We start from the raw sequence: 25107 nt of genomic DNA, 5'->3' as shown, positions 1-25107 counted from the left end.
CGTCCCGAGTGGACAGTGGTGCACCGGCATGGAGCAGATCTGGAGCAGCGTGCCCGTCGGGCACCGAACAGGGTCACAATCTGCTCCAGCGTCGTTGACCCGATCGGGCATCCTTGTGGACCCCCGATCGTGGAAGCAGGTACGGGCTGCCGAAACATCGGAGCTACCGCGGGATTCCGAACCTCCATGTTGATCGCCTCGGCTCGGGCCACCAGCGCTGCCTGCGCCTGCGCCATAGCGGCGTCGTTGACAGTGAAGTTGCGATCCTCGCCGGCCCGGGAGGGCCGGCGCTGCGGGGCGTGTTCGGCGAGGTAGCGGCGGGTGCGCTCGTTGCGATCCTCGCTGGCCCCGGAGGGCCAGCGAGGCCCTGCCTGAACAGGCTATATGCGATATCGAGTATCCACGAAGCCCAATCACGCACAACCCCCAAGTCGGTTCGATGTCCGCTGAGCACCGACACGTCCTCAGCGACACGAACCCGGACGAGACCACCTTGCCGAACCGATGACCACCGCGCCGGTTATCCCCCTCGGCGCACAGCTGACCTCTTACCGGGGATCACACTTAGTCAAGCGTTTCCACCTAGAATTCATGCAATACCCTGGGCAAGCACCCGATGGCCCGGCGAACCCCACCTCGCGGAGCTTCGACACCTGGAGCGAGAAGAGCTCGACTACAACGCCTTCGCCACCCGCCTGCGCGACGGCGAGCGACGGATGCGCGAAACCGGAACTGAATGTACCCGCATCCCTGAGTGAACTACTACCCTCTCGAATCCACAGCAGACACCACCATTCATCGAATCTTAATTAGTTCTGGATTATTTCGCGTAGCCAGCAGACAGGCGCCACAACCACTTGCTCCGGTTGATGCGGTACATTTCATCGACTTACGGCTGAAACACCACGACCGCCTCGACCTTGGCTTCCATGCATGGGATTCATCACCCATGCATATAGGTCTTACATCCACCCGGACCATCAAAATCCAAGCGCACCTGATGTCCAGCATCGGGATCAAGACGCGCTTACTGCTTGCATGGTCACCCCGACTACCGGCCGACCGCATGCGTCATCCTCAGCCTGAGAACCCTTGCGTACTACCATCTCATGAGTTGGGCAAGCCAATTTTGCCATCAACGGCCACGCGGACATCTGACTCGTCGAATCACCACACTCGAGATTGCACTATGACGCAACACACGGCAAGCCTGTGCCATAAGTACGCGGTTGGCCGATGCGGCATGACGGTCACCGATCTTAATGTCGACTTCGTTGACGCCCGGCTCTCGGGCACCACATTGCAGAGGGGTCAGTAATGGGATTCGCGACCAAGGCGCTCGCCGCCGCCGGTCTGGTGCTCGCCTTCGGTATCGCCGTTCCTGGTGTCGCAGCGGCCAACGACGTCGGCGACGGCAGCTCGGACTGCAACTCGGGGGAACACTGCTTCGCGCTACACTCCAATGGCGGGGTCCCGCAGAAGCACTTCTACAACCCCGCCGACCACGGCGAGTACACCTTTCCGGGGTACGTTGAGCTGAAGGGGGAGGCGTCTTCGATCAACAACCGCGACACGGTCAACGACGTCTTCGTACACGAAGAGTGGGACTTGTTCGAGAACAACGACTACCAGCGGTTCTCCAGAGGAAACTTCTGGCAGAACTTCAACGGTGATGTCAACGACGACAACGGCCACCACAACTACTCCTCCGTCAGGTAGCGGGTAGCGGAGCCGTGGCGGGCACGGCGGCGACGCCGTGCCCGCGTTCCAACGGAGGATCAGTGAAGCCACGCAGGGAACTGTCCGTGATCTTGGCGATCGTGGTCGGCGTCATCCCGACTGCAACGGCCTGCGCGGCGGAGGCCCGCCCGGCTCTACCGCCGCTGCCGCCGGGGGCGCAGCGCCCGTTCGACCTGTTCCGCAGCGCGGATGTGGCGCTGATCAACGACGCGCAGATCAAGTTGCAGTCCCAGTGCATGGTCGACCGCGGGTACTCGCAGTTCTCGAACCTGTTGGCGGTGCACACGGAACCCGGTTTCGGGTTCGAGGCCGACCCGTTCGAGCCGCGCACCGAGGAGCAGGCCAGGCTGTACGGGTTGGGGAAGCCACGGCCTGCGACCCCTGGACGTGTGTCCGGGGCGGGGGATGCCGCGTACAACTCGGCAATCGACCACTGCGAGGAAACGGCCTGGAAGGCGGTCGTCGACACCGGTCCCTTCAGGCAGTACTACCAGTTGGGCAACGCCCTGGCCAGTGAGTACGGCGGTGTCCTGGATGAGGTCGGCGAGGACTTCCGCGACGCCGTGATCGACTGTTTGTCGGCAGGCGGCTTCACCGCTGCGGGTGGGGACCCCGGCTCGCCCGAGTCGTTCGGTGTCAAGCTGGGCAGCCACGTCGGCGGCAGCGAGCCTGCCGGAGAGGACGGCGGCACCACCGTGACGGTCCACCCGCCAACTCCCGCCATCGAGTACGTGCCGACGCAACAGGAGGTCGACTTCGCTGTCGCCCTCGTGCGGTGTCGAACGGAGACCGGCCTGTTCGCCAAGGCGGACCAGGTGGCCGAGGAAGAGCAGAGGTCCATCGTCGAGGACCACGCCGTCGAGTTCGTCGAGTTGAACCCCACGATCGAGGCCGCCGCCAAGGAGGCGGCGAAGGTGCTCGGCCGGTGACCCGACGCAGGCGGTGGGTCCGGCCGGTTGTCATCACGCTCGCCTTCGCGGTCGTTCTCGGAGCCGCGACCTGGGTCGCCCCGTCACTCAAGTCGCCTGAGCAGGTCGCCGCGGACGCAGCCGCGCCCCCACCTTCATTGATCACCGTGGCCGCGCAGCGCAAGACGCTGGTGGAGAAGGTCCTCCTGCGCGGGAAGGTCGAGGCAGGCGCGTCGATCGGGGTGTCGGCGCCGGTCACGGGACCGAACGCCGTGGTGACCAATGTCTTCGTCAGTGCAGGCGACGTCCTGGTCGAGGGGAAAGTCGTCGTCGAGGTCTCCGGGGAACCGGTCTTCCCGCTGGTTCTGCCGTTTCCCCTGTACCGGGACATCAGCGACGGGATGACCGGGCCGGATGTGCACGAGGTGCAGAAGGCGTTGCGCCGCATGGGGTATCGGGTCCCCGGCTCCGGCGCGTTCGACGCGGCGACCCAGGCCGCTCTCGGACGCATGTACCTCGCGCGCGGCTATCGACTCACTCAACGGTCCGCCCCGCCGGCGGCAACGGCCACCCCGGCCGCAGGCGATCCACAGGAAGAAGTGCACCCGCCGGTTGCGGTGGCGTTGTCGAAGGCGCACGTGATCCGCATCGACCGGCCGACCCGGGTGATCAGCAAGGTGGGTGTGGCCATCGGCGACGTCTTGGGGCAGACCGCCGCACCCGGTGCAGGAGAGTCCGGGGGAAACGGCCAGTCTCAGGCGCTGTTCGAACTCGACGCCGGACCGGCGACGGTGACGGCGGTGGTCGGCCAAGACCAGATCGGGGCGCTGCGGCCGGGTGCGGCCGCCGAGGTGATCGACGACGTGGGTGGCACGAGGTCCACGGCGGCGGTCGAGACCGTGGGGACCACACCGAGGCAAGGGTCCGACGGGGCGCCTGGGTACGACGTTCGTCTGGTCTTCCGCGGACCGGCCCTGGCACCCACGCCCAACCACACCGTTCGGGTCACGGTGGGTGACACGACTGGCGCGGCCCCGGTGCTCGCCGTCCCCATCACCGCCGTGTACTCACGAATGGACGGTTCGACCTTCGTCACGGTCGAGGATCGCGGCGCCACCACCGACCACGACGTCCGCGTCGGCGGAACGGCCGACGGGTGGGTGGCGATCGTCGACCCACCCACCGCGCTCACCGAGGGCACGCCGGTGGTCGTGGGCCGGGCCATCGGATGAGTGCCCTGCTCGACTTGCGGGGCGTCACCAGGGTGTACGACGACGGTCACGAAGTCATGGCCCTGCGGGAGACGGATCTGACCGTCCAAGCAGGTGACCACATCACGATCACCGGACCGTCCGGCGCCGGGAAGTCAACGCTGCTGAACGTCCTGGGCCTGCTCGACAAGCCGAGCAGGGGGCAGTACCTCATCCAGGGCGTCGATTCCGGCGCGATGACCGAAGCCGTCCGGGGAGCGGTACGGGGTCAACTCTTCGGATTCGTGTTCCAGGCGTTTCACTTGCTCGCAGGACGGACGGCAGTGGAGAACGTCGGACTGGGCATGCTCTACGGACCTCATTCGCCCAAGGAGCGAGGGAACCGTGCAGCGGAGGCTCTCGACCGGGTGCGCATGTCCCACCGCGCGGACGCGGACCCCAGGACGCTGTCAGGTGGCGAGAAGCAACGGGTCGCGATCGCCAGGGCGATCGCGGGGGAACCCGCCGTGCTGTTCTGCGACGAGCCAACCGGCAACCTCGACTCGGTCAACACCGAAAACCTGCTTGAGTTGCTGCATGAGCTGCACCGCGATGGCCTCACACTGGTCATCGTCACGCACGACCGCGAAGTGGCCGCGCGCGGCGACCGCATACTCACCGTGCGCGACGGTTCCGTGACGGAGGCAGCCGGATGTCCTTGAAGTCGTTGGGACTCGTACCCGCGAGGTTGCGCCTCGGTGATCTGGCCATGGAGGCCCTGCATTCCGTCACCGGACACCCCGCACGGTCCCTGCTGACGGCCTTCGGCACGGTTCTCGGTGCGGCGGCGTTCGTGGCGACGCTCGGGATCTCCTCGACGATCTCAGGGCAGGTGTCGGAGAGTTTCGACGTGCGCCGGGCCACCGAGGTCACAGTGGCGCCCGCGTCCAGCGGGACAGGTGCCGAACGCGCACACCGAGACGAGCAACCCGACTGGCAGTCCGACGTGGCACTGGACCGGTTGAATCGCCTCAACGGTGTGGAGTCGGCGGGCAGGCGCCTGCTGCTGCCGGAGTTGGCGGTCTCCCGGTCCTTCAGCCTCGACGAGGGAGCGCCGACAAGGGTCATGGGAGTCGACGCCGGGGCGTTGCGAGTCATCGAACCGCACATCGTCCTCGGGCGGGGATTCGACGGATTCCACCATTCGAGTGGCCAACCGGTCGCCCTGCTCCCGATCGGCACCGCCGAGCGCCTGGCGATCGATCGAGTTGGTGTCGCCGTGTTCATCAATGACCGGTCGTACATCGTGATCGGTGTTTTCGACGACGTGGAGAGCAAGCCGGAGACATTGGCCGGTGTTGTCGTCCCATACAGCAGCGCGGCGAGACTGGCTGACGGGATGCCCGACGTGCAGCACGACGTCGTGATCAGGACGATACCCGGGGCCGCATCCCTGATCGGTGCACAGGCGCCCCTGGCCCTCTCGCCCACCACCCCGACGGCGCTGACGGCCAACGCACCGCCGGACCCGAAGACGTTGCGCCGCGAAGTCGAAGCGAACGTGACGCAACTGTCCGTCATCCTCTCGTTCGTGTCACTGGCGATCGGCGCTGTTTCAATAGGCAACGCGGCAACCGCCCAGATCAGGTCCCGGGTCGGTGAGATCGGCCTGCGCCGCGCCGTCGGCGCGCGACCTGTGCACATCTTCGCCCAGCTGATCGGGGAGACGACCCTGCTCGGCACAGCAGGTGGCCTGCTCGGCAGCGCGACTGGCGTGCTGACCGTCGTCGCGGTGGCACTGTGGAACGGCTGGCAACCCGTCGTCGACCTGCCCTCGGCCGCCTTGGCCGTCGCAGGTGGGACCGCAGCCGGATTGCTGGCCGGACTCATCCCCGCATGGAGGGCCACCGCCGTGCAGCCGGTCGCCGCACTGCAACGCTGACCTGGAATTTTCAGCCACCTCGCACGCTGGGCCAGCAGAAGATCCACCAGAACACAGCACGTGAGAACACCCGGAAATCCATGACCTGATCCACCCTCTCCCACCACCCCGTGTCAACTGATCGGGCAGCAGGTGACACTTCAGAGGAGACCTCGGATCAGGGGTCTTCGCAAGCCGAGCCCTGAGACCTGGGGGACAGATCGGCACTGCCTTCACCTGGGGAACACGATGGACAAAGCCCCCAACGATCCCCAGCCCAAGCACTCCACCGTCCGCACTGCCCTCGTGCTGTTGCTCTCGCTGCTGACCGCCATCGCCGCGGGCATCCTGCTGCGTGCCGCCACCCACTCGACACCGCTGGCCGTGCTCACCGGCGGCACCGCTTTCGCGGGCGCTCGGGCCTTCGTCGACCGGCTCATCAGCCAGTCAGACAGCCTCCAAGCCACCCTGACATCCACAACGGGGTCGGCGGCTTGCAGTACTACCCAAGGTTGACCGATACGAACACAGCCACCCGCTCCTAACCTGACGACGAGAACACCCCAAGACGCCAGCACACAGAATGAGATCGAGCCGAGGACGCACCAAGACACGGACTCGGCCCCGACGACAGCAGCGCGTTCACCCTGGCGACCGATGACAGGTGCACGCAGCGCAACAGGCGGTCGGCTGGAGCAGATGTGGAGCAAGCTCTCGCGAAGAAGACCACCCAAGGACGCAAACCGTACTCAGCTGCAATCAACCGCACCACCCAACCAGGATGTTCTCCATTTCCGCAGGTCAGCGGCATGATCCGTCCGTGCTGGCAGTGTGAGGGTCAGGGGTTCGAGTCCCCCCAGCTCCACAATTGAACAGCAGTACATTTTCACCCGCTGACCTGCGAAAACACGGTCAGCGGATGATTTTTTTCGTCCCGAGTGGACAGTGGTGCACCGGCATGGAGCAGATCTGGAGCAGCGTGCCCGTCGGGCACCGAACAGGGTCACAATCTGCTCCAGCGTCGTTGACCCGATCGGGCATCCTTGTGGACCCCCGATCGTGGAAGCAGGTACGGGCTGCCGAAACATCGGAGCTACCGCGGGATTTCGGACCGCCATGGCGATCGCCGTGGCCATACCCCGGCCACGCATCTCCCCTGCCTCGGCATGCCAACGCCAGTAGCCGTTCAGCACCGCCCTGGCGGCCTCTGTGGTGACCTCGGGTGGCTCCGCACCGCCCCCCTCGCAGGCCGACGACGGCACCAGCCAGGCGCGGCGGTCCACGGCCGTGGGAGCGGGCCTCCTGGCGCTCCAGCCACACGACGAAGCCCACGAGCGCCCCGGCTGGCGCCAAGGCGTCCGAGACGCCCGGCTCGGCCACGCACCTCGGCCAGACCTTCCAGCCAGCGTCATGGGCGCAGGGTGCTCGCGGGCCGCTGGGTGCGGACGTATCCTCGGGCGGCCACTTCGAGCGCGGCGAGACGCTCCTCCGAGGTGGCAGGGAGGCGTCAACGGGAGCGACCTGAACGGCCGCGTTCCGCACTCGGCGTTCGCCGCGTCCTTCAAGAACCAGGTCGGCACCGCTTCCCCGGACCACCGCGTCCAACGGCGCATGAGCCTCGCCCGCGGCACCCTGTGCCGTGACAACCGATCCATCTCATGACTCGCCTTCGCCGCCTGCTACGAATCCGAAAGCGCGTTCAGCACGACGCTCCGCCGCGTGGTCGGCTCGTCGCCCAAACGGTTCCGCGACACCGCCCACCAGCTTTCCTGGTCACAGCGCAAGTGGAAAGACCGGGAGTCCAGTGGTACCGCTGAGGTGATGCGAACCGGCGATCACACGACTTCCTCCAGCTCTTCGCTTTCGGCCGCCGCAGCCCGCTTGCGCCTGCGCAGCACCACGACCACGCCGACCACCACCACGACACCCAGTACGACCCACATCGCCCCGCTGAACACCGACTCGACGTACTTCGCGGACGCGCCCGCGGCCGAGCCGATGCCGATGTGCAACGCCGACCAGCACCCCGCCCCCGCGATCGACGCGGGCAAGAACCGGCGGTACTCCAGCTTCGACGCACCCGCCGACGCAGGCACCAGGGTCCGCACGACCGGCAGGAACCTCGCGGCGAACACCGCCCGCGCACCTCGGCGCCGCAACAGGTCTCCCGCCTTGTCCCAGTGCTGCTGCCCCATCCTGCGCACGATCCGGCTGTCACGCAGCCGATCACCGCAACGGCGCCCAAGGTGGTGGCCGATGCTGTCCCCGGCGACCGCGCACGCCGTCACCACGAGCCACATGACCACGAACCGGGACATGCTCGTCACCGTCGTGGACGCCAGCAGCAACGCGGTCTCCCCCGGCGCGAGGAACCCCACCCCGAGGGTGCACTCCGCCAGCGTCAACGCACCCGTCACGGCCAGCACGGCGGGCTGCGGCAGACCGGCGAGCCCTTCGAGGGCATCGGTCAGAAAGGACATGGACTCCCCCAGGGGGACGCAGGACGAGCAAGAAGGTCACCGACAACACCGCGGCCCACTCGTCGTTGTGTGGTCCGAAGCGGTGATCGGCCTCAGCAGCAAGCGTGGAGTCCTGCCTGCGGACGGTGACCCCGTCAGTTGGCCGGAAGTCATCGCCGGTCGGCTGGACTTCTCCGAGTTCGTCCGCATCGCTGAGAACCGCACCGCCTTCCAGGGCCGGGGGTGCGGAGCGTGCCGACCGGCGGGGGTGGGTCCAGCCAGGCAGCGGGTTGTTCCGGACGTCCGGCAGGTGGGGGCGGCACCGGTGGCCCACAACACTGGGATGCGTCACGGGTTCGGTCATTCCGTCCCAGGAGGGGAGCTTCTCATGTTCAACCGGATGCTGAGTGCCTTCGGCATCGGTGGCCCGTCGGTCGACACCGTGCTGGACTCGCCGCATGCCGTGCCCGGCCAGTCGGTCACCGGACAGGTCCGCGTCCAGGGTGGCAGCTCGGACGCCGAGATCGGCCAGGTCGTGCTGTCCCTCGTGACCCGGGTCGACCGCGGCGGTTTCTCCTTCGGCCACGACGACGAACGCGGTGACGGCACGGAGTTCTCCCGGTCGGTGGTGCAGCAGGACCTGCGGGTGCCCGCGGGTCGACTGGTGTCGGTCCCGTTCCGGCTGGTGTTGCCGTGGGAGACGCCGATCACCGCGGTCGCGGGTGCGGCGCTGCCGGGGATGAGCGTGGGCGTGCGCACCGAGCTGGTCATCGCGGGCGCTCCCGACAAGGGTGATCTCGACGCTGTCCTGGTGGGTCCGCTGCCGTCGCAGAACGAGGTGCTGGACGCTTTCGGGCAGCTCGGTTTCTCGTTCCGCGGCACCGGTGTCGAGACGGGGCACCTGCCTGGGGTGGCGCACGAGCTCGGCTTCTTCCAGGAGCTCGAGTTCGTCCCGCCGGGGCAGTTCTCGGGCAGGGTCGACCAGGTCGAGCTGACCTTCGTCGCCACCGCGCACGAGCTGCGCGTGATCCTCGGGGCCGACCGGCGGCGGGGCGGGTTCAACTCCGGTGGGGACACCACCGGTCATCTCCGCGTATCCCACCAGGAGGCGCGGGCCACCGACTGGGTTTCCGCCATCGGCGCGTGGCTGACGCGGGTCGCCGCGTGTTCCGCGACGAACCCCGCCTTCGGCGGTGGTGCTCCCGACCCGGCGTTCGGCGGTCAGCCGGGCCACAACCCCGCTTCCGGCGCACCGATGGGTCACGGCGGGCAACCCGTGTACGGGGGTCAGCGCGCTTTCGGCGGCCAGCCCGGTCACGGCGGCCACGACCACCAGCAGGACCAGCGACGCGGGGCGGGCATGGGCGGCATGCTCGCCGCCGGCGCGGGCGGTGTGCTCGGCGGCATGGCGCTGGGCGGCATGGCGGACGAGTTCTTCGGCGACGACGAGGGCTGACCCACCTCGATGTGGTTCCCGGGCGTGAGCGGCGTCAACAGCCCTCAGCCGCGGGCCCGTCGAAACCAGCGTGGCAGGTGCGGCCTCCCCGGCACCTGCCACGCTCCTCTTCTGCGGGGAGAACGAAACGCATGCCGGGCACCCCGGACCTGCCGGTGATCACCGGACCGGCCCCCGTCGCCGCGACCGTGGCCGGGGTGCTCGCCGTGATCGCGTTGCTGATCCGCAGGGACAGGTGGTCGTGACGGGAAGCGCCCTGGTCGCGAGCAACGCACATTTCGACCTGTGCCCCACCACGCGTGCGGTGCTCGAGGTGTTCACGAATACCAGGGTGGACCCGGACGAGGCGGCACCGCCTGCGGCGCGCGTGCTCGAGGTCCCCGCCGGGCACCGGCTCGCCGATGGGTGGCGCAGGCCCGCTGACCTGCCTGAGAAGGGCACGGTGTCGGAGGCGGCGATTCCCGGTGCGTTCGCGGCGCGACCGGCGTGGACCTGCCTGCCGCCCGCGTACGCGGCGACGCCTCGTCCGCGGCTGCCGGTCGTGGTGCTGCTGCCCGGTCAGCCGGGGGCTCCGCGCGACTGGTTCGACGCGGGCCGCCTTCGCGAGCACCTTCGGCGCGTTCGCCCGCGAGCACGACGGGCCGGCTCCGGTCGTGGTGGTGGCCGATGTCCATGGCCTACCCGGACTCGGCCGCGCTTCCCCGCACCGCCAACGCGGTCAGCCGCGCCTACCTGCCCGTGTCACCGCACGGCAGGGATTTCGCTTGTCGTCCAGGGTGATCGGCCGTTCGTGACCGACCTGCGCGGCCGGACCGGTCGGCTGCGCGGGTCCGGCCGACCGGCGGGGTCCGCACCGCGACCTGACGGGTGGTCGCCCACTCGGCGCTCCCACGACAGTGTCGCTGTGAAACAGCTGCCACCAGACGACATCTCACCCGCGCGGGAATCAGCACGTCACCAACACGCGACACCGCCCGCACCGTCGACAGGACGCTTGGTCGGGATCGACCTGGCGCGCGCCCTGGCCGTGTTCGGCATGTTCGTCGTGCACCTCGGTCCCGCGGCCACCGCCACGACCGGCATCGGCTCCTGGGTGCGGCACCTGGCCGAGGGGCGCTCGTCCGCGCTGTTCGCGACCCTCGCCGGGTTCTCCCTCGTGCTGCTCGCCGGCCGTCTGGAGCCCAAGACAGGTCTGGCCGGTCGTCAGGCGAAGGTGCGCATCGCGATCCGGGCGGTGGTCCTCCTGGCGCTGGGCACCGTGATGGCCGCGTTCTACGGCGGCGTGGTCATCCTCGCCTTCTACGGCGTCTACTTCCTGCTGGCCCTGCCGCTGGTGCGGCTGCGCGCCCGCACCCTCGCGATCACCGCGGCCGTGCTCGCCGCGGTGCTGCCGCCCCTGGCGCTGGGCGTCAAGGCACTGGTGACCGAGCCGGTCAGCACCGCGCTCAAGGCCTACGACCCGCTGGACCTCGTCGGCGGTGTGGGCGTGCTCGACCTGCTGCTCACCGGCCTCTACCCGGCGATCCCCTGGATGGCGTTCGTCACCGCGGGCATGGCGCTGGGCAGGCTGGACCTGTCCTCCCACACCGTACGGCGACGGTTGGCCGTGTTCGGCCCTGGCCTGGCCGTCTTCGCCCACGGCACCTCGTGGCTGATGTCGCGGTTGTTCGAGGGCGTGCGGACGGCCGCGGAGACACAGAGGCGGTGGCTCTCCGCCACCGGTGCGAAGTCAGGTCCGAAAGACCTCGGCGCCATGGGTGACACGGCGTCGCCCGACGGGCTCGGGTCGGTGTGGTCATTGCTGACGGCGGGGCCGCACAGCGGCATGCCGTTCGACGTCATCGGCTGCGTGGGGGTCGCGATCACCGTGATCATCGGTGCCACGGTGGCACTGGACCGCTTGCCGTTGCTGCGCCGACTCGCGGCGCCGGTCATCTCGGTGGGCACCATGTCCCTCACCGCCTACGTCGGCCACTTCGTCCTGTCGCCCCAACTGGCGAGTGGCGGGAACGAATCGCGGACCTCCTGGACGCCGGTGCTCCTGTTCATCCTCGGGGTGACGGTGTTCGCCTGGAGCTGGTCCCGCTTCTTCCGCAGGGGCCCGTTGGAGTACCTGCTGAACCTCGCGACCAAGCCCGCGGAGCGCGTTCGCTGAGGTTCGGACGAACCGGGTCCTCCCCGCCGACCGGCAGGCCCGAACCCGCCGGTCGGCGGGGAGGGTCCGCCAGCTCCCGGATGGCGGGCCCGCACCGGTGGCGGGGAGACTGCACCCGTACAGGTCCGCAAAGGAGAAACGCATGATCCGGGTGGTCGTCGTGGACGACGAGGAGCTGGTGCGGACGGGGTTCCGCCTCATCCTGCAGGCGGCCGGGGACATCGAGGTGGTCGCGACCCCGACCGGGGCGCAGGCGGTGCGGGAGATCAGCCTGCTCAAGCCCGACGTCGTGCTGCTCGACATCCGGATGCCCGACGTGGACGGCCTCACGATCCTGCGCCGGTTGCAGGGCCTCAAGCCGCCGCCGGTCGTGGCGATGCTGACGACGTTCGACTCGGACGAGTACATCGCCACCGCGCTGCGGACGGGCGCGTCCGGGTTCGTGCTCAAGGACACCGGCCCCGAACAACTCGCGCAGATGGTCCGCACTCTCGCCCACGGCGGCGTGGTGCTCTCCCCCAAGGTCACCCGGACCGTGGTCGACGGCTACCTGGGGTCCGGCGCGGGGTCGGACGCGGCCGAGCAGGTCGGTCTGCTCACCGACCGGGAACGCGTGGTGCTCGTGCTGATCGCCGAGGGGCTGTCCAACACCGAGATCGGCGCGCGAATCCACATCAGCGTGGGCACGGTGAAGGACCACGTCAGCGCCATCCTCACCAAGCTGCGCGTCGGCAGCAGGGTGCAGGCCGCTCTCGTGGCGCAGCGCGCCGGGCTGCTCGAAGGCGATCAGGAGCCCCGGTGAACCCCCGGATTCCGGTCCGCCTCGCGGTGCTCGCGCTCGCGGTGGCCGAGGGCGTGCTGACGATGATCAGCGAGGAGGACCCGTACGGCGTGGTCACGATCGCGATCGCGGTGCTCGCCCTGCCTGCGCTCGAGCGCCTGCCGCTGCCCGCGTTCCTGGCGACGTTGCCCGCGGTGCTGGCCCCCGGCGCGATCGTCCCGGCGATCATCGGTCTCTACGTGGTCTCCAGCCGCTCCCGCGACTGGTGGGTCCTGGCGGGCTGCGGGCTGCTGGCCGCGGCCGGGTTCGTCTTTCCGACGGCGGACCTCGCCCCGTCGATCTGGAACTCCTACACGCTGCTCGGGGTCATCTACTTCACGATGACCGCGCTCGCCCCGATCCTGCTCGGCCAGTTCCTGCGCTCCCGGCGCGAGCTGGCGCTGCGGCTGGAGGAGGTGAAGGAGGCGAGGGAGCACGAGCGCAGGCTCGACGCCGAGGCGATCCTGGCCAAGGAACGCAACCAGCTCGCCCGCGAGATGCACGACGTCGTCTCCCACCAGGTGAGCCTGATCGCCGTGCAGGCGGCAGCGCTCCAGGTCAGCACCGCGGACCCGGACGCCAAGCTGGCCGCCGCGAACGTGCGGCAGTTGTCGGTCACCACCCTCGACGAACTGCGGCACATGGTGAACCTGCTGCGCGCTTCCGGCACCCCGGCCACCGAGCTCACCCCGCAGCCCACGCTCACCGACCTCGAACGCCTCATCGCAGGCAGTGCGATCGACGCGCAGCTGGTCAGCAACGTTCCGGAAGGCCTCGAACCGCCGGTGCAGCGGGCGATCTACCGCACCGTCCAGGAAGCGTTGACCAACGTGCGCAAGCACGCGCCGGGTGCCTGCGCCGTCGTGGAGATCAGCCACGATGACACCGACCTGACGGTGACGGTCACCAACACCCGGCCGACCCGGCCACACCTCGCGCTCCCCAGCGCCCGCCACGGCCTGGTCGGCCTGCACGAACGAGCGGCGTTGCTGAACGGCAAGCTGCACACCGGCCCCACGGCCGACGGCGGTTTCCAGCTGCGGCTGATCCTTCCCCTCACCGCACACGGCTGACTCCCGAGCGGGAAAAGGGACGGCCCTGCGGCGAACCGCAGGGCCGTCGCTCACCCGCCGCGTTCGCCGGTGAGAAGCTGCGTGGCGGCGAACTCGGCGTAGAGCGGATCGCTCGCGACGAGTTCGTCGTGGGTGCCGACAGCCCGCACCGTGCCGCTGTCGAGCACCACGATCCGGTCCGCCTGCGTCACCGTCGACAGCCGGTGCGCCACCACGAGCACCGTCATCGTCTTCGCCGCTGTGGTGACGACGTCCCGGATGGCCATCTCGTTCGCGGCGTCCAGTTGCGAGGTGATCTCGTCCAGCAGCAGCACTCGCGGCAGGCTGACCAGCGCGCGAGCGAGCGCGACCCGTTGCCGCTCCCCACCGGACAGGGAGCCACCGCGGTGCCCGACGGGGGTGTCCAGACCGGCGGGCAACCGGTCGACCAGCGAGTCCAGCCTCGTCCGCGCCACAACGTCGCGGACCTCCTCATCCGTCGCGTCCGGGCGGCCGTAGACGAGGTTCTCGCGCAACGACCCGGACAGCATGGGCGCGTCCTGTTCGACGTAGCCGATGCCCGCCCGCAGCCCCGCCAAGTCCCAGTCCGCGAGGTCGCGGCCGTCCAGGCGGATGCGACCCGAGTCGGGCTCGTGGAACCTCTCGATCAGCGCGAACAGGGTGGACTTGCCCGCGCCGGACGGCCCGACGAAGGCGGTCATGCCCGACGCGGGCACCTCGACGCTCACGCCCCGCAGGACCTCCGGCAGGTCCGGGCCGTAGCGGAACCGCACGTCGGAGAAGCTCAGGCGTGCTCCACCCCGCTCGGCGGGCCTGGCGGCGACGGTGCCGCCGGTGCCAACGGGCTCGGTCCGCATCTGCTCGACCTCACGCAGCCTGCGCACCGCGGCGAAACCGATCTGCAGCTTGCTGCCCGCGTGCAGGACCTGCCCGATCGGTTCCTCCAGGAAGAACAGGAACAGCAGGAACGCCACCAGCGTGGACAGCGGTATCGCGCCGGTCGCGACGCGCGCGCCGCCGACACCGAGCACGGCGAGGAAGGACGCCTGCACCGCGAGACCGTTGACGCCGTGCACCAAGGCCTCCCACCGCGCCGATCGCACACCGGCACGCCAGGCCTCCCGGGCACCGTGTTCGACGGCCGCGATCTCCCTGGCCTCGGCTCCGGCGGCCTTGACGGTGCCGAAGGCACCGAGCACCCGCTCCAGCCGTGCGCCGGTCTCCCCGACAGCGCTCTGCGCGGCGTGCGAGGACTTCTCGATCATCGGCATCCCGGCGAGCGCGAGCAGGCCCACGACCGCGAGCACGGCCAGGGTGATGCCCAGCAGGACCAGGTCCATCGTCCCCATCATCACGACCATCACCACGGTCGTCGCCGTACCGGTGATCAATCCGACGAGGGCGTGCGTGCAGACCTCGCGCAGCAACGTCGTGTCACCGGTGAACCGGGACAGCAGATCGCCCGGCTCGGCGCGCTGGAACTCGGGTACCCGCAACGACAGCAACCGCCTCGCCAGCCGTTTCCTGGCGCCCAGCACGACCGACTCGGCGGCACGCTCGAGCAGGTAGTTGCCTGCCATCGCGATCACGGCACCGGCCAGCGCGAGACCGACCAGCAGCACCAGCAAGCCGGTGATCCCGCCGCCCGCGCCCAGGCGGTCCACCAACTCCTTGGCCGCCAACGGCAGCGCCGCGGCGGCGAGACCGCTCAACAGGACGAGCAACCCTCCGCAGAGGATGGTGCGCCGCTGCGGTCTGGCATGCTCCAGAAGGGCCCGCAAGGTCGTGCGGTCGATCAGGGTGTGCACGGGAAACAACTCCGATTGTCCGGTCGTGAACGTGGAGCGCGATCCGGGCAGGCGGGAACGCCACCGCGGACCGGCCTCACGATCCTCGTCCCCGCCACCGCCCGGCGGCACCCGCGGACCAGCCGGAGCGCCCAGTCGAGTGGCCGGGTGCGGACAGCCGGTCAGGGGATACCGGACTTCTCCGGAACAGCGCACCGCGACGCGGCCGACACACCGGCCACAGCCTTGTCCACCCACATCGGCGTGATCGGCCTCGTGACCGCGGGCGTCGTCATCGGTCTGCTCGACGACCGGTCGATCAAGATCGCGCTGAACACCGAGGCGATGCTGCGCGTGGCCGAGATCGTGCTCGCCGGGGTGGTCGTGCCCATCGACTCCGCCCCCGCCGAACGGCTCGTGCGCTCATCGCCCGCCGCGGCGTCGAACACGGCTCCGGGCTCAGCGTGCGCCGCTGGGTCGTCGGGCGAGCCTTGGCGTTGTTGCACCGGTTCCGCCGCCTGCGCACCCGCTGGGAGATACGCGACGACATCCACGAAGCCTTCCTCGGCTCGATCACCTGCCCGCAGTGCGCTTCACCTGGGCAGAAGGTCCGTGGTTGACCTTGCCCCAAGGGCATGAGCTGGGATGGGTTCGCAAATCACCGGATCAGACGGGCGGGGGAACGACCATGCACTGGAAACATCGACTCGGCCGTGGGTGGGTTCTCGCGGCCGTGCTCGGCTTGAGTGTCCCTCTGGCCGCGCCCGCGATGGCCGACGCGCAGGCGACGCGGCTGGGGTGGACCGCCTGCCCCGACGACGTGGTGGCGGGAGCCGCTCCACGTGAGCTGCAATGCGCCGTGGTGCCGGTTCCGCTGGACTACACCGACCCGGGCGGTGTTCAGATCAACCTGATGATCTCCCGGCTCGCCAGCACGAACCCGGGCAAACGCCGGGGCGTGCTGATTCTCAACCCCGGTGGTCCCGGCGGTTCGGGTCTGGTTCTGTCCGCGCAACTGGCGAACAAGGGGCTGCCGACCAGTGTGTTGGACAGCTATGACCTGATCGGGGTGGACACCCGTGGTGTCGGCCGCTCCGCACCGGTGAGCTGCGCTTTCACCACCACCGGGCCGTACTTGGCCAACATCCCGCCCTACGCGGTCGACGACGCGGCGGTCACCGCGCAGGCCGCTGTGGCGAAGCGGGTCGCAGAGCAGTGCACGGCCAATGACCGCGACAACAGGTTGCGACACTTGACCACCGCGAACAACGCTCGCGACATGGACCGCATCCGGGCCGCGCTCGGTGAGCGGAAAACCAGCTTCTTCGGCCTCTCCTATGGTTCAGCCCTGGGGGCCGCCTACGCCTCGATGTTCCCCGAGCGTTCAGACCGGATCGTGCTCGACAGCAACGTCGGCGACACCCACCTCGACCACGACGGCATGCGCCGCTATGCGCTGGGCATGGAGCAGACGTTCCCGGACTTCGCCGAATGGGCCGCGGAACGACACGGTGCCTACGGTCTCGGCCGTACACCCGCGCAGGTGCGCCGAACTTACTTCGAGATTGCCGAAAAACTCGACAAGCAGCCCGTGGACGGCCTGGACGGTTCACTGTTCCGGCTCAACCTCTTCGGCAACTTGTTCAACGAGTCGCTGTACGCGAAAACAGCGCAGTTGTGGCAGATCCTGCGCCAGGACAGCCCCTCGGCACCGGGCCTGCGGGCAAACACGAAAACCGAGCTGCTGCCCACGGACAACTTCCTCACCGTGTTCCTCGCCGTGACCTGCAACGACGTCGAATGGCCCACCGACATCGACACCTACCGGCGCGCGGTGGCCGAAGACCGCCAGCGGTACCCGCTTTTCGGGGCGTCCGCTGCGAACATCACCCCCTGCGCCTACTGGCCACACCGACCAGCCGAGCCACCGGTGCCGGTCAACGACAAAGGTCCCCGGAACGTGCTGATCCTGCAGAACCAGCACGACGTGCCCACTCCGCACCGCGGCGGCGAATTGCTGCGGGAGAAGTTCGCGCAGCGATCCCGGATGGTCAGCGTCGAAGGCAGCGGGCACGGGGTCTACGTCGTGGGCGGCAACGCCTGCGCGTTGAACGTCACCACCACGTACCTGGTTGACGGCAGCCTGCCTCGAGACCAGCGCTGCAAGGCATCCCCGGAATAGCGCGATGCGGCGCCCGGCTGAGCTTGCGAGGGCGATACGAGCAGGCTCAGCCGGGCCGCCGACCGGCGAATTCCTCGCTTGCGAGCGTTCCCCTGAAACGCCGGATCACCTTTTCAGGCACCTGAGGTCGACTCCGCCCTCGGGCCACACCCGACACTCGGCGCCATGAGCATGATCAACGACGTTTCCCGTGGGTCGATATCGGAAGCTGAGCGGACTGCCGTCCGGTCGCCCACCGAAACGACATACGCACATTCGGCCACGTGCCTTCGATCAGTTTCCCGCCCGCACTTGTGCGTGTGCGAGAGCGAGGGCCTTGAGCTGGGCGGCGTTGAACCGCTCGACGACAGCAGATCCGATCGCAGCCTCGGCGAGCTCTTGGCGCCGCGTTCCCCCGGAGCACGGGTCCGCCATCCACGGGAACCGGGCGTGGCTGCGCTGGATCGACTCGGCCAGGCGGCTCGCGATCGCCGCGACAGCCCCATCGTCGGCGTCCTCGGAAAGGCGATCGAACTCCTCATCGACACCACGGTCGGTGGGCTCCGCCATCAACCGACAGAGGTCATCGATGGCGTGATCCGGCAAAGTCCCGGAGAACACCGTCAACATCGCCCAGTCTTTCTCCAACAGCCCGTCAGCGACGCCCCCGAACCGTGCCGGGGAATCCAACGGAGCACCGTGCTCGCGCTGGACCGCAAGCTCCCCGCGAATTCGCTGTAGCTGCTCGACCGTATCCGCCAACTTGGCGTCAAGCATGCAGAACGTGTCCTCCGAACCACCGTCGTCACCTCCCATCTCCCGAATCTGGGCGAGCGAAAGGCCGATGTCGGTCAAGCGCTTGATCCGGAGCAACCGGACAAGATGAGCCACGTGGTACTGCTTGTACCCGTTGGGTGCCCGGTCAGGCAGGTCGAGCACACCAATCCGGTGATAATGCCGCACCGTTTTGACAGTCGTGCCGGCCAGCTCTGCCAACTGCCGCGTGCTCCACACCACGCCCACCCCCCACTGCTCGCTGTCACGCCAGACAGTCCAGAGACGACCACCAGACAATCCAGCAGCGACGGCAAGCCTTCTGAAGATTACTTCTCGACCTGTCCACCGAACGTCACACTGTCACTTCACCCTACTGCAACGGCACTTATGCGAGTGGGTAGCCGCATCGTTCGCAGTGGCTGAGACGGCACGCCCGCCTCGGTTCAGCCCGGGCCCTTTCCGCCCGACGGCCGCGCGGCTCGGCAGTGGTCGTCGTCGGCAGTCCGCTGCGGGTCGGAGGTGGTCCGAGGCCGGGGCGATTCTCCCCCGGCGTGTCAGGTCCGGTACCGGATACGGTTTCGCATGGCCGATGATGGGCCGATGGACGAGGACACCCCTCATGACCGCATGGACGTGAGTGGCCGAGCCACCAACGCGGTCCAGGCGCGCAGCGTGCGGGATGTCCACTTCCACGGCCCGTCCCCGTACCAGGGGAAGATCGCCCCACCGTGCCTGTGGGGGGCGGTTCCCGACATCGCGCCGGGCTACCAGCCGCGTGCGACCACCACGGCGCTCCCCACCACCAGCGGATGCACGGTGGTCTTCGGGACCGCCGGGGTCGGCAAGACCCAACTGGTCGCCGAATACGCCCACCAGGAGTGGAACGGGAACAGGGTCGAGCTCCTGGCATGGATCACGGCGACCTCCCGCGCGGACCTGGTTTCCGGTTACACGGCCCTGGCCCAGGCCTTGACCGGGCGGGAGGACCCGGACCTCGCGATCCAGCTGCTCTTCAGTTGGTTCGCCACCACGGGCACCCGCTGGCTGGTCGTCCTGGACGACATCTGGCGCCCCCGGGACATCGAGAACCTGTGGCCGCCGTCGTCGCCGGTCGGGCGGACCATCGCCACCACCCGCCGTCAGGACGCGGCTTTCCAGACCCCGGGGCGCAGCTACGTCGAACTCGGCCTCTTCACCCCGGAGCAGTCCCGGGCCTGCCTCGAGGAGCGCCTGCGCGGTCGGCAGGACCTGTTGCGGGGGGTGGGGGCGATCGGGGAACTGGTCAGCCACCTGCCGCTGGCGATCGGCCAGGTCGCGGCGTACATCGCCGACCGCGGTCTGACCTGCGAGGCGTACGCCGTCCGCTGGGATGACCGCAGGCGCACCCTGAAGGACCTCTTCCCACCCCAGACCGAGCTGTTGGCCTCGGAACGAGCGGTGGCGACCACGTGGGCGCTGTCGGTGGACCGGGCGAACGAACTGGCGCCGCGGGGCATCGCGGGCAAGGTCCTCGACATCGCCGCCGTGCTCGACGCCAACGGCATCCCCGAGTCCGCCCTGGTCTCCGCAGCCGTGACGAAGTACGTGGGCACGGACGCGACGCAAGACGACCTGAGCGACGCGCTCGGCTGCCTGACCCGCCTTTCCCTGGTCACCAGGACGGGCCAGTCCGGTCAGATCCGCGTGCACTCCCTCACGCAACGCGCGACCCTGGAATCGATGGCACCCGGCGACCGGGCCACCTGCGTCCGGGTGGCCGCGGACACGCTGCTGGAGGTGTGGCCGGACACCGACACCACGAAACCCCTGAGCCCGGACGCCATCGCCCTGGCCGAGGTCCTGCGGGCGAACGCCATCGCCCTGGCCGAGGTCGCGGGCCCCGCACTCTGGACCCGCGGCGGCCACGACGTCCTCTTCCAGGTCGGCAACAGCCTCGGCGACGCGGGGCAGCACGAGGCGGCGGCCGACTACTTCCGCGACCTGCACTCCACCGCCACCGAACACTCCGGGCCCGACCACCCCAGGGTCCTCCTGGCCCGCTACAAGATGGCCTACTGGCAAGCCGTGGCTGGAGAAGACGGGGCGATCGGGAAGCTCCAGCAGGTCCTGGCCGAGCAGGAACGGGTCCTCGGGGCAGGCAGCCCGGACGCCCTACTCACCCGGCACAACATCATCTACCTGCAAGCCGAAGCCGGGGAAACGGACACCGCCATCACCAGCGGGGAAGAACTCCTCGCCGGTCTGACGGCACTCCTCGGCCGGGAGCACCGGGACACCCTGGCCCTCCGCCACAACCTGGCCCACTGGCGAGCTGAATCCGGGAACATCGGCACAGCACTCACCGAACTCGACGACGTCCTGGCCTGCCAGGTCAGCACCCTCGGCCCGCACGACATCGCCACCCTCACCACCCGCTACAACATCGCCCACTGGCGGGCGCGCGGCGGCGACATCACCACAGCACTCGACGAACTCCGGCAACTGCTCCCGCTCCAGATCGACATCCTGGGACCCCAGCACCCGGATGTCCTCAACACCCGCCACAACATCGCCCACTGGCGGGCGCGCAGCGGCGACATCACCACAGCACTCGACGAACTCCGGCAACTCCTGCCGGACCAGACCCGCGTCCTCGGGTACAACAACCCCGTCACCAAAACCACCCGGGGCTACATCGCCTACTTGCAGTACCAACTGCGCTGACCCCGGGGCGGGCGCTGCCGTGCTCGCAAGGCACGGGCACACCGCGGTCTCCACCGACGCCTTCGCGGCCGGAGTCCGGTGCCGCGCCGCGGGCAGGTCCGAGCCACCGCGAACGCCCGGATCAGGAAGTCCGGACCGGCGCGTGGCTCAGCGGGTCGGCAGGGTGAGTGTCGTGCGCAGCGGGTCCAAGACCACCATCGTCGTGTAGCGGCGGATGTTCGGGGCCGACTTCAGCACCTCGTCGGCGACGGACCGGTGTTGGCCGATGCCGGTGGTCGCCAGGACGGCGATGTAGTCGTGGTCGCCCGTGACGTTGTAGAGCTGCTGGACGTGGGGGTTCGCCAGCAGGTGCGCGCGGAACTCCTCGTGGGCTTCCACCGACTCGCGGTCGAGGGTCACCGCGCAGATGGCCAGGAGCGCGTCCGTGGCGGTTCGGGGGTCGAGGACGGCGACGGTGCGGGTGATGAGGCCGGTTTCGCGGTAGCGGGTGATGCGGCGTTGGACCGCGCTGGGGGACAGGCCGACCAGGTCGCCGAGGGCGGCGAGGGTCTTGCCGCTGTCCTGTTGCAGGAGGGCCAGCAGGCGGTGGTCGAGGTCGTCGAGGGGTTGCGGGGGCACGCAATATTTTCGCGCCAGGCGCGGGAAGTTTTCAAGCGCATTGCGGAGGGTTTCGACTACTGTCATTCCTCGGATGGGGAAAACAGGTCTGAATCGCGGTGAAAGCGTTCGGGAATCCGCCGCGTACAGCGTTTCCGGCGACAATCGACATATGTTAAATCGGGAGGGCTGGGCTGATGACGACCGCGATATCACCATCGGTTTCCACCATTTCTGACACCACCCGCTGCGCCCGGACCGCGGACGTGCTCGCGCGATGAGCAGGACGGGCCTGGCAGGCGGTCTGGCGCTCGGCGCGCTCGGCGCGGTGGCGATGGGCAGCGCGGCTCCCGCGTTGAAGCTGTTGGCGGGCAGCGGGCTGTCCCCGGTGAACGTGATCCAGGCGCGCACGGTGGTCGGCGCGCTGGCCCTCCTCGCGGCGGCGCTGCTGCTGCGCAGGGGGCGCATGTCCGTTCCGCGCGGCGACTGGTGGCTGGTCGCGCTGTACGGGGTGGTCACGATCGCGGTCAACCAGGTCCTCTACACCGTGGCGCTCGGGCGGCTGCCCGTGGGCGTGGCGTTGCTGTTGGAGTACCTGGCCCCGGTGCTCGTGGCGCTGTGGGTCCGGTTCGTGCGGGGCAGGCCGGTCCCGGCGTTGCTGTGGGTGGGGATCGCGGTGCTCCTCGCCGGTCTCGCGCTGGTCAGCGAGGTCGGCGGGGGCGGGTTGGACCGGGTGGGTGTCGCCTTCGGCCTCGCCGCCGCGGTGACCCTGGCGGGGCGGTTCTTGCTGGCGGAGCGGGGTCTGCGCACGCACGACCCGTTGGTCATGGCCACCTGGGGGGCGTGCCTCGGCGCGGTGGCGCTGACGGCGGCGGGGGTGTTCGCGCCGTTCCCGTTCGAGGTGCTGACCAGCACGGCGGGGTCGGCGCCGGTGTGGGGGCTGGTGCTGTACGTGGGACTGGTGGGGATGGCGGGCGCGATCGCGCTGGGCGTGATCGCGCAGCGGGTGATCCCGTCCACCTCGGCGAGTCTGATCGCGGCGCTGGAGATCGTCGTGGGCGGCGTGCTGGCGGCGCTGGTGCTCGGCGAGCGGTTGAGCGCGGCGCAGTGGACCGGGTCGGCGGCGATGCTGACCGGGATCGCGCTGTCGCAGTTGGCGATGGCCAGGCAGGGAGCGCCGGTGCGGGAGGGCCGCGCGGTGGACCCGGTGGCGGCGGGAGCGCCGCGGTGACCCGGTGCTGTTCGTCAACGCGAGGCGGCCCCACCTGGGGCGGGGCGCGGCGTCCGAGGCCGCCCAGCGGGCAGGGCACCCGGTCGTCCCTCGGTCCGTGGAGCGCGTCGCCACCGATCGCCGACCCGGCGGATGCCGAACGACAATCCCAGCCGTGATCCCTTTCGCACCACGTCGTGAATGATCCGCCATTCTTCCCACCGGACGGCGCTGGCATGAACATGGTTTTCGATATGCTGCCGATATGCGCGGGCTCGTAGCATCGGAGCATGCGAGTGCTGGTGGTCGAGGACGAGCTCTACATGGCCGAGGCCATCCGCGACGGGCTGCGCCTGGAAGCGATCGCGGCCGACATCGCCGGTGACGGGGACACCGCCCTGGAGCTGTTGAGCGTCAACTCCTACGACATCGCCGTCCTCGACCGCGACATCCCCGGGCCCTCCGGGGACGAGGTCGCCGCGAGCATCGTCGCTTCCGGTGGGGGGATGCCGATCCTGATGCTCACCGCCGCCGACCGGCTCGACGACAAGGCGTCCGGGTTCGGGCTCGGCGCCGACGACTACCTGACCAAGCCGTTCGAACTGCGGGAGCTCGTGCTCAGGCTCCGGGCGCTCGACCGCAGGCGCGCCCACAGCAGGCCGCCGGTGCGCGAGATCGCGGGCCTGCGGCTGGACCCGTTCCGCCGCGAGGTCCACCGGGACGGGCGCTACGTGGCGCTCACCCGGAAGCAGTTCGCCGTGCTCGAGGTGCTCGTCGCCGCCGAAGGTGGGGTCATCAGCGCCGAGGAGCTCCTGGCGCGGGCGTGGGACGAGAACGCCGACCCGTTCACCAACGCCGTGCGCATCACCGTCTCGGCGCTGCGCAAGCGCCTCGGCGAACCCTGGATCATCGCCACCGTGGCGGGCGCGGGTTACCGCATCGACGCGGAACGCGGGGGCGGGGAGCGTGGGTAGGGCGCCCGGTCCGAGCGTTCGCCTCAAGCTCACCCTCAGCTACGCCGGGTTCCTCATGCTCACCGGTGCCCTGCTGCTGGCCGTGGTGTGGGTGTTCCTGCTGCGCTACGTGCCCGAGGAGATCGTCCTCACCCCGCAGCGCAGCGCTCCCGGGGTGCCGTGGACGCCCGGCCCGCACGTGCCCGACCGCGCCGACCTGATGCGCGCCTTCGCCCCGAAGGTCGCCGCGATGCTGGTGTTCCTGCTGGTGTTCGGCCTCGTGGGCGGGTGGGTCCTGGCGGGCAGCATGCTCGCGCCGCTGACCCGCATCACCAACGCCACCCGCCTGGCCGCGAACGGGTCGCTCTCCCACCGAATCCAGTTGGAGGGCCGCGAGGACGAGTTCCGCGAGCTCGCCGACGCCTTCGACACCATGCTCGCGCGGCTCGACGCGCACAACGCCGAACAGCAGAGGTTCGCGGCCAACGCCTCGCACGAGCTGCGCACCCCGTTGGCGATCACGCGGACACTCCTCGACGTGGCCCGCAGCGACCCGAGGCGGGAGGCGGACGAACTCGTCGACCGCCTGCACTTCATCAACACCCGGGCGATCGACCTCACCGAGGCGCTGCTCCTGCTCAGCCGCGCCGACCAGCGGTCCTTCAACCGGGAACACGTCGACCTGTCCCTCATCGCGGAGGAGGCCGCGGAGACGCTGCTCCCGCTGGCCGAGAAGCGCGGCACCACCATCGAGACCTCCGGCGACATCGCCCCCACCGTCGGCTCCCACGCGCTCCTGCTGCAACTGACGACGAACCTCGTGCACAACGCGATCGTCCACAACCTGCCCGAGCGGGGCACCGTGTGGGTCACGACCAGCGTTCACCCCAGGGCCGTGGTGCTCACCGTCGAGAACACCGGCCAGGAGCTTGCCCCGCACCTGATCTCCACACTGGTCGAACCGTTCCAGCGCGGCACCCAGCGCATCCGCGACGACCACGCGGGGGTCGGCCTCGGCCTGGCGATCGTCAAGAGCATCACCCAGGCGCACGACGGGGCGCTCACCCTCACCCGCCGGGCCGCGGGCGGACTCCGCGTCACGGTGCAGCTTCCCATCGCGCCACCGGGCACCGACCGGTGATGACCACAGGGCCACAATCCGCCCCCGGGAGCGGAGTGCGCCAGTCGCATTCGCAC

The 25107-nt window shown here is 69.3% G+C and carries 20 protein-coding genes; 15 read left to right on the top strand and 5 right to left on the bottom strand.

Going from position 1 to position 25107, the window contains the following annotated elements:
• The first annotated feature begins 1317 nt into the window (after positions 1-1317).
• The 6 genes from DFQ13_RS29550 (at position 1318) to DFQ13_RS29525 (ending at position 6275) form a co-directional block, all read left to right on the top strand.
• Positions 1318-1719 carry a hypothetical protein gene (locus tag DFQ13_RS29550; protein WP_110082139.1) on the top strand — a complete coding sequence of 134 codons (402 nt, stop codon included), beginning with the start codon at positions 1318-1320 and terminating at the stop codon, positions 1717-1719.
• Positions 1720-1805: 86 nt separating this feature from the next.
• On the top strand, positions 1806-2669 hold the full coding sequence (locus tag DFQ13_RS29545) for a hypothetical protein (RefSeq protein ID WP_110082138.1): 864 nt from the start codon (positions 1806-1808) through the stop codon (positions 2667-2669).
• Positions 2666-3880, top strand: coding sequence for a peptidoglycan-binding domain-containing protein (locus DFQ13_RS29540; RefSeq protein WP_146241398.1), 1215 nt, complete (start codon positions 2666-2668; stop codon positions 3878-3880). Before DFQ13_RS29545 ends, DFQ13_RS29540 begins: the two co-directional genes overlap by 4 nt.
• Positions 3877-4560, top strand: a complete 684-nt coding sequence (locus tag DFQ13_RS29535) for an ABC transporter ATP-binding protein (protein WP_035283819.1) — start codon at positions 3877-3879, stop codon at positions 4558-4560. The genes DFQ13_RS29540 and DFQ13_RS29535 overlap by 4 nt, the downstream gene beginning before the upstream one ends.
• Positions 4551-5780, top strand: a complete 1230-nt coding sequence (locus DFQ13_RS29530; protein WP_110082136.1) for an ABC transporter permease — start codon at positions 4551-4553, stop codon at positions 5778-5780. The genes DFQ13_RS29535 and DFQ13_RS29530 overlap by 10 nt, the downstream gene beginning before the upstream one ends.
• Positions 5781-6008: 228 nt before the next feature.
• Complete coding sequence (locus DFQ13_RS29525; RefSeq protein WP_035283824.1) at positions 6009-6275, top strand: hypothetical protein; 267 nt, start codon at positions 6009-6011, stop codon at positions 6273-6275.
• A 1319-nt stretch (positions 6276-7594) separates the two neighbouring features.
• Here the strand turns inward: DFQ13_RS29525 and DFQ13_RS29520 are convergent.
• Entirely contained in the window at positions 7595-8239 is a 645-nt protein-coding gene (locus DFQ13_RS29520; protein ID WP_110082135.1) for a DedA family protein, read from the bottom strand.
• A 367-nt stretch (positions 8240-8606) separates the two neighbouring features.
• On the opposite strand from DFQ13_RS29520, the gene DFQ13_RS29515 reads away from it, so the two are divergent.
• The 4 genes from DFQ13_RS29515 (at position 8607) to DFQ13_RS29500 (ending at position 13722) form a co-directional block, all read left to right on the top strand.
• Positions 8607-9674 carry a sporulation protein gene (locus tag DFQ13_RS29515; RefSeq protein ID WP_110082134.1) on the top strand — a complete coding sequence of 356 codons (1068 nt, stop codon included), beginning with the start codon at positions 8607-8609 and terminating at the stop codon, positions 9672-9674.
• Positions 9675-10668: 994 nt separating this feature from the next.
• Positions 10669-11829 (top strand): heparan-alpha-glucosaminide N-acetyltransferase domain-containing protein, encoded by a 1161-nt coding sequence (locus DFQ13_RS29510; protein WP_219994694.1) that lies wholly within the window; start codon positions 10669-10671, stop codon positions 11827-11829.
• A gap of 142 nt (positions 11830-11971) precedes the next feature.
• Complete coding sequence (locus tag DFQ13_RS29505) at positions 11972-12631, top strand: response regulator (protein WP_110082132.1); 660 nt, start codon at positions 11972-11974, stop codon at positions 12629-12631.
• Positions 12628-13722 (top strand): sensor histidine kinase, encoded by a 1095-nt coding sequence (locus DFQ13_RS29500; RefSeq protein ID WP_233438633.1) that lies wholly within the window; start codon positions 12628-12630, stop codon positions 13720-13722. Before DFQ13_RS29505 ends, DFQ13_RS29500 begins: the two co-directional genes overlap by 4 nt.
• 50 nt (positions 13723-13772) lie before the next feature.
• Here the strand turns inward: DFQ13_RS29500 and DFQ13_RS29495 are convergent, their stop codons facing one another.
• Both DFQ13_RS29495 and DFQ13_RS36050 read right to left on the bottom strand, forming a co-directional pair.
• Entirely contained in the window at positions 13773-15446 is a 1674-nt protein-coding gene (locus DFQ13_RS29495) for an ABC transporter ATP-binding protein (protein ID WP_233438632.1), read from the bottom strand.
• Positions 15447-15691: 245 nt separating this feature from the next.
• On the bottom strand, positions 15692-16063 hold the full coding sequence (locus DFQ13_RS36050; protein ID WP_181400204.1) for a hypothetical protein: 372 nt from the start codon (positions 16061-16063) through the stop codon (positions 15692-15694).
• Between the two features lie 62 nt (positions 16064-16125).
• Here DFQ13_RS36050 and DFQ13_RS29480 point away from each other — a divergent pair, with 62 nt between their 5' ends.
• Positions 16126-17691 carry an alpha/beta hydrolase gene (locus DFQ13_RS29480; protein ID WP_233438631.1) on the top strand — a complete coding sequence of 522 codons (1566 nt, stop codon included), beginning with the start codon at positions 16126-16128 and terminating at the stop codon, positions 17689-17691.
• A gap of 273 nt (positions 17692-17964) precedes the next feature.
• Here DFQ13_RS29480 and DFQ13_RS29475 read toward each other — a convergent pair whose 3' ends face one another.
• Positions 17965-18693: a helix-turn-helix domain-containing protein gene (locus DFQ13_RS29475; protein WP_181400203.1), complete on the bottom strand. Its 729-nt coding sequence runs from the start codon at positions 18691-18693 to the stop codon at positions 17965-17967.
• 354 nt (positions 18694-19047) lie between these two features.
• Between DFQ13_RS29475 and DFQ13_RS29470 the strand changes: the two genes are divergently transcribed.
• Positions 19048-21150 carry a tetratricopeptide repeat protein gene (locus DFQ13_RS29470; RefSeq protein ID WP_181400202.1) on the top strand — a complete coding sequence of 701 codons (2103 nt, stop codon included), beginning with the start codon at positions 19048-19050 and terminating at the stop codon, positions 21148-21150.
• 147 nt (positions 21151-21297) lie between these two features.
• Here DFQ13_RS29470 and DFQ13_RS29465 read toward each other — a convergent pair whose 3' ends face one another.
• Entirely contained in the window at positions 21298-21834 is a 537-nt protein-coding gene (locus DFQ13_RS29465) for an Lrp/AsnC family transcriptional regulator (RefSeq protein ID WP_110082127.1), read from the bottom strand.
• Between the two features lie 190 nt (positions 21835-22024).
• Here DFQ13_RS29465 and DFQ13_RS29460 point away from each other — a divergent pair, with 190 nt between their 5' ends.
• From DFQ13_RS29460 to DFQ13_RS29450, 3 genes are all read left to right on the top strand, one after another.
• A complete protein-coding gene (locus tag DFQ13_RS29460) occupies positions 22025-22978 on the top strand; it encodes an EamA family transporter (RefSeq protein WP_110082126.1) in 954 nt (317 codons plus the stop codon).
• A 269-nt stretch (positions 22979-23247) separates the two neighbouring features.
• Positions 23248-23931: a response regulator transcription factor gene (locus DFQ13_RS29455; protein ID WP_035283864.1), complete on the top strand. Its 684-nt coding sequence runs from the start codon at positions 23248-23250 to the stop codon at positions 23929-23931.
• A complete protein-coding gene (locus DFQ13_RS29450; protein WP_110082125.1) occupies positions 23924-25051 on the top strand; it encodes a sensor histidine kinase in 1128 nt (375 codons plus the stop codon). The genes DFQ13_RS29455 and DFQ13_RS29450 overlap by 8 nt, the downstream gene beginning before the upstream one ends.
• Positions 25052-25107: the final 56 nt, after the last annotated feature.

The organism is Actinokineospora spheciospongiae, assembly GCF_003182415.1.
Taxonomy (GTDB): domain Bacteria; phylum Actinomycetota; class Actinomycetes; order Mycobacteriales; family Pseudonocardiaceae; genus Actinokineospora; species Actinokineospora spheciospongiae.
This window is presented reverse-complemented; position numbering and strand designations above follow the sequence as displayed.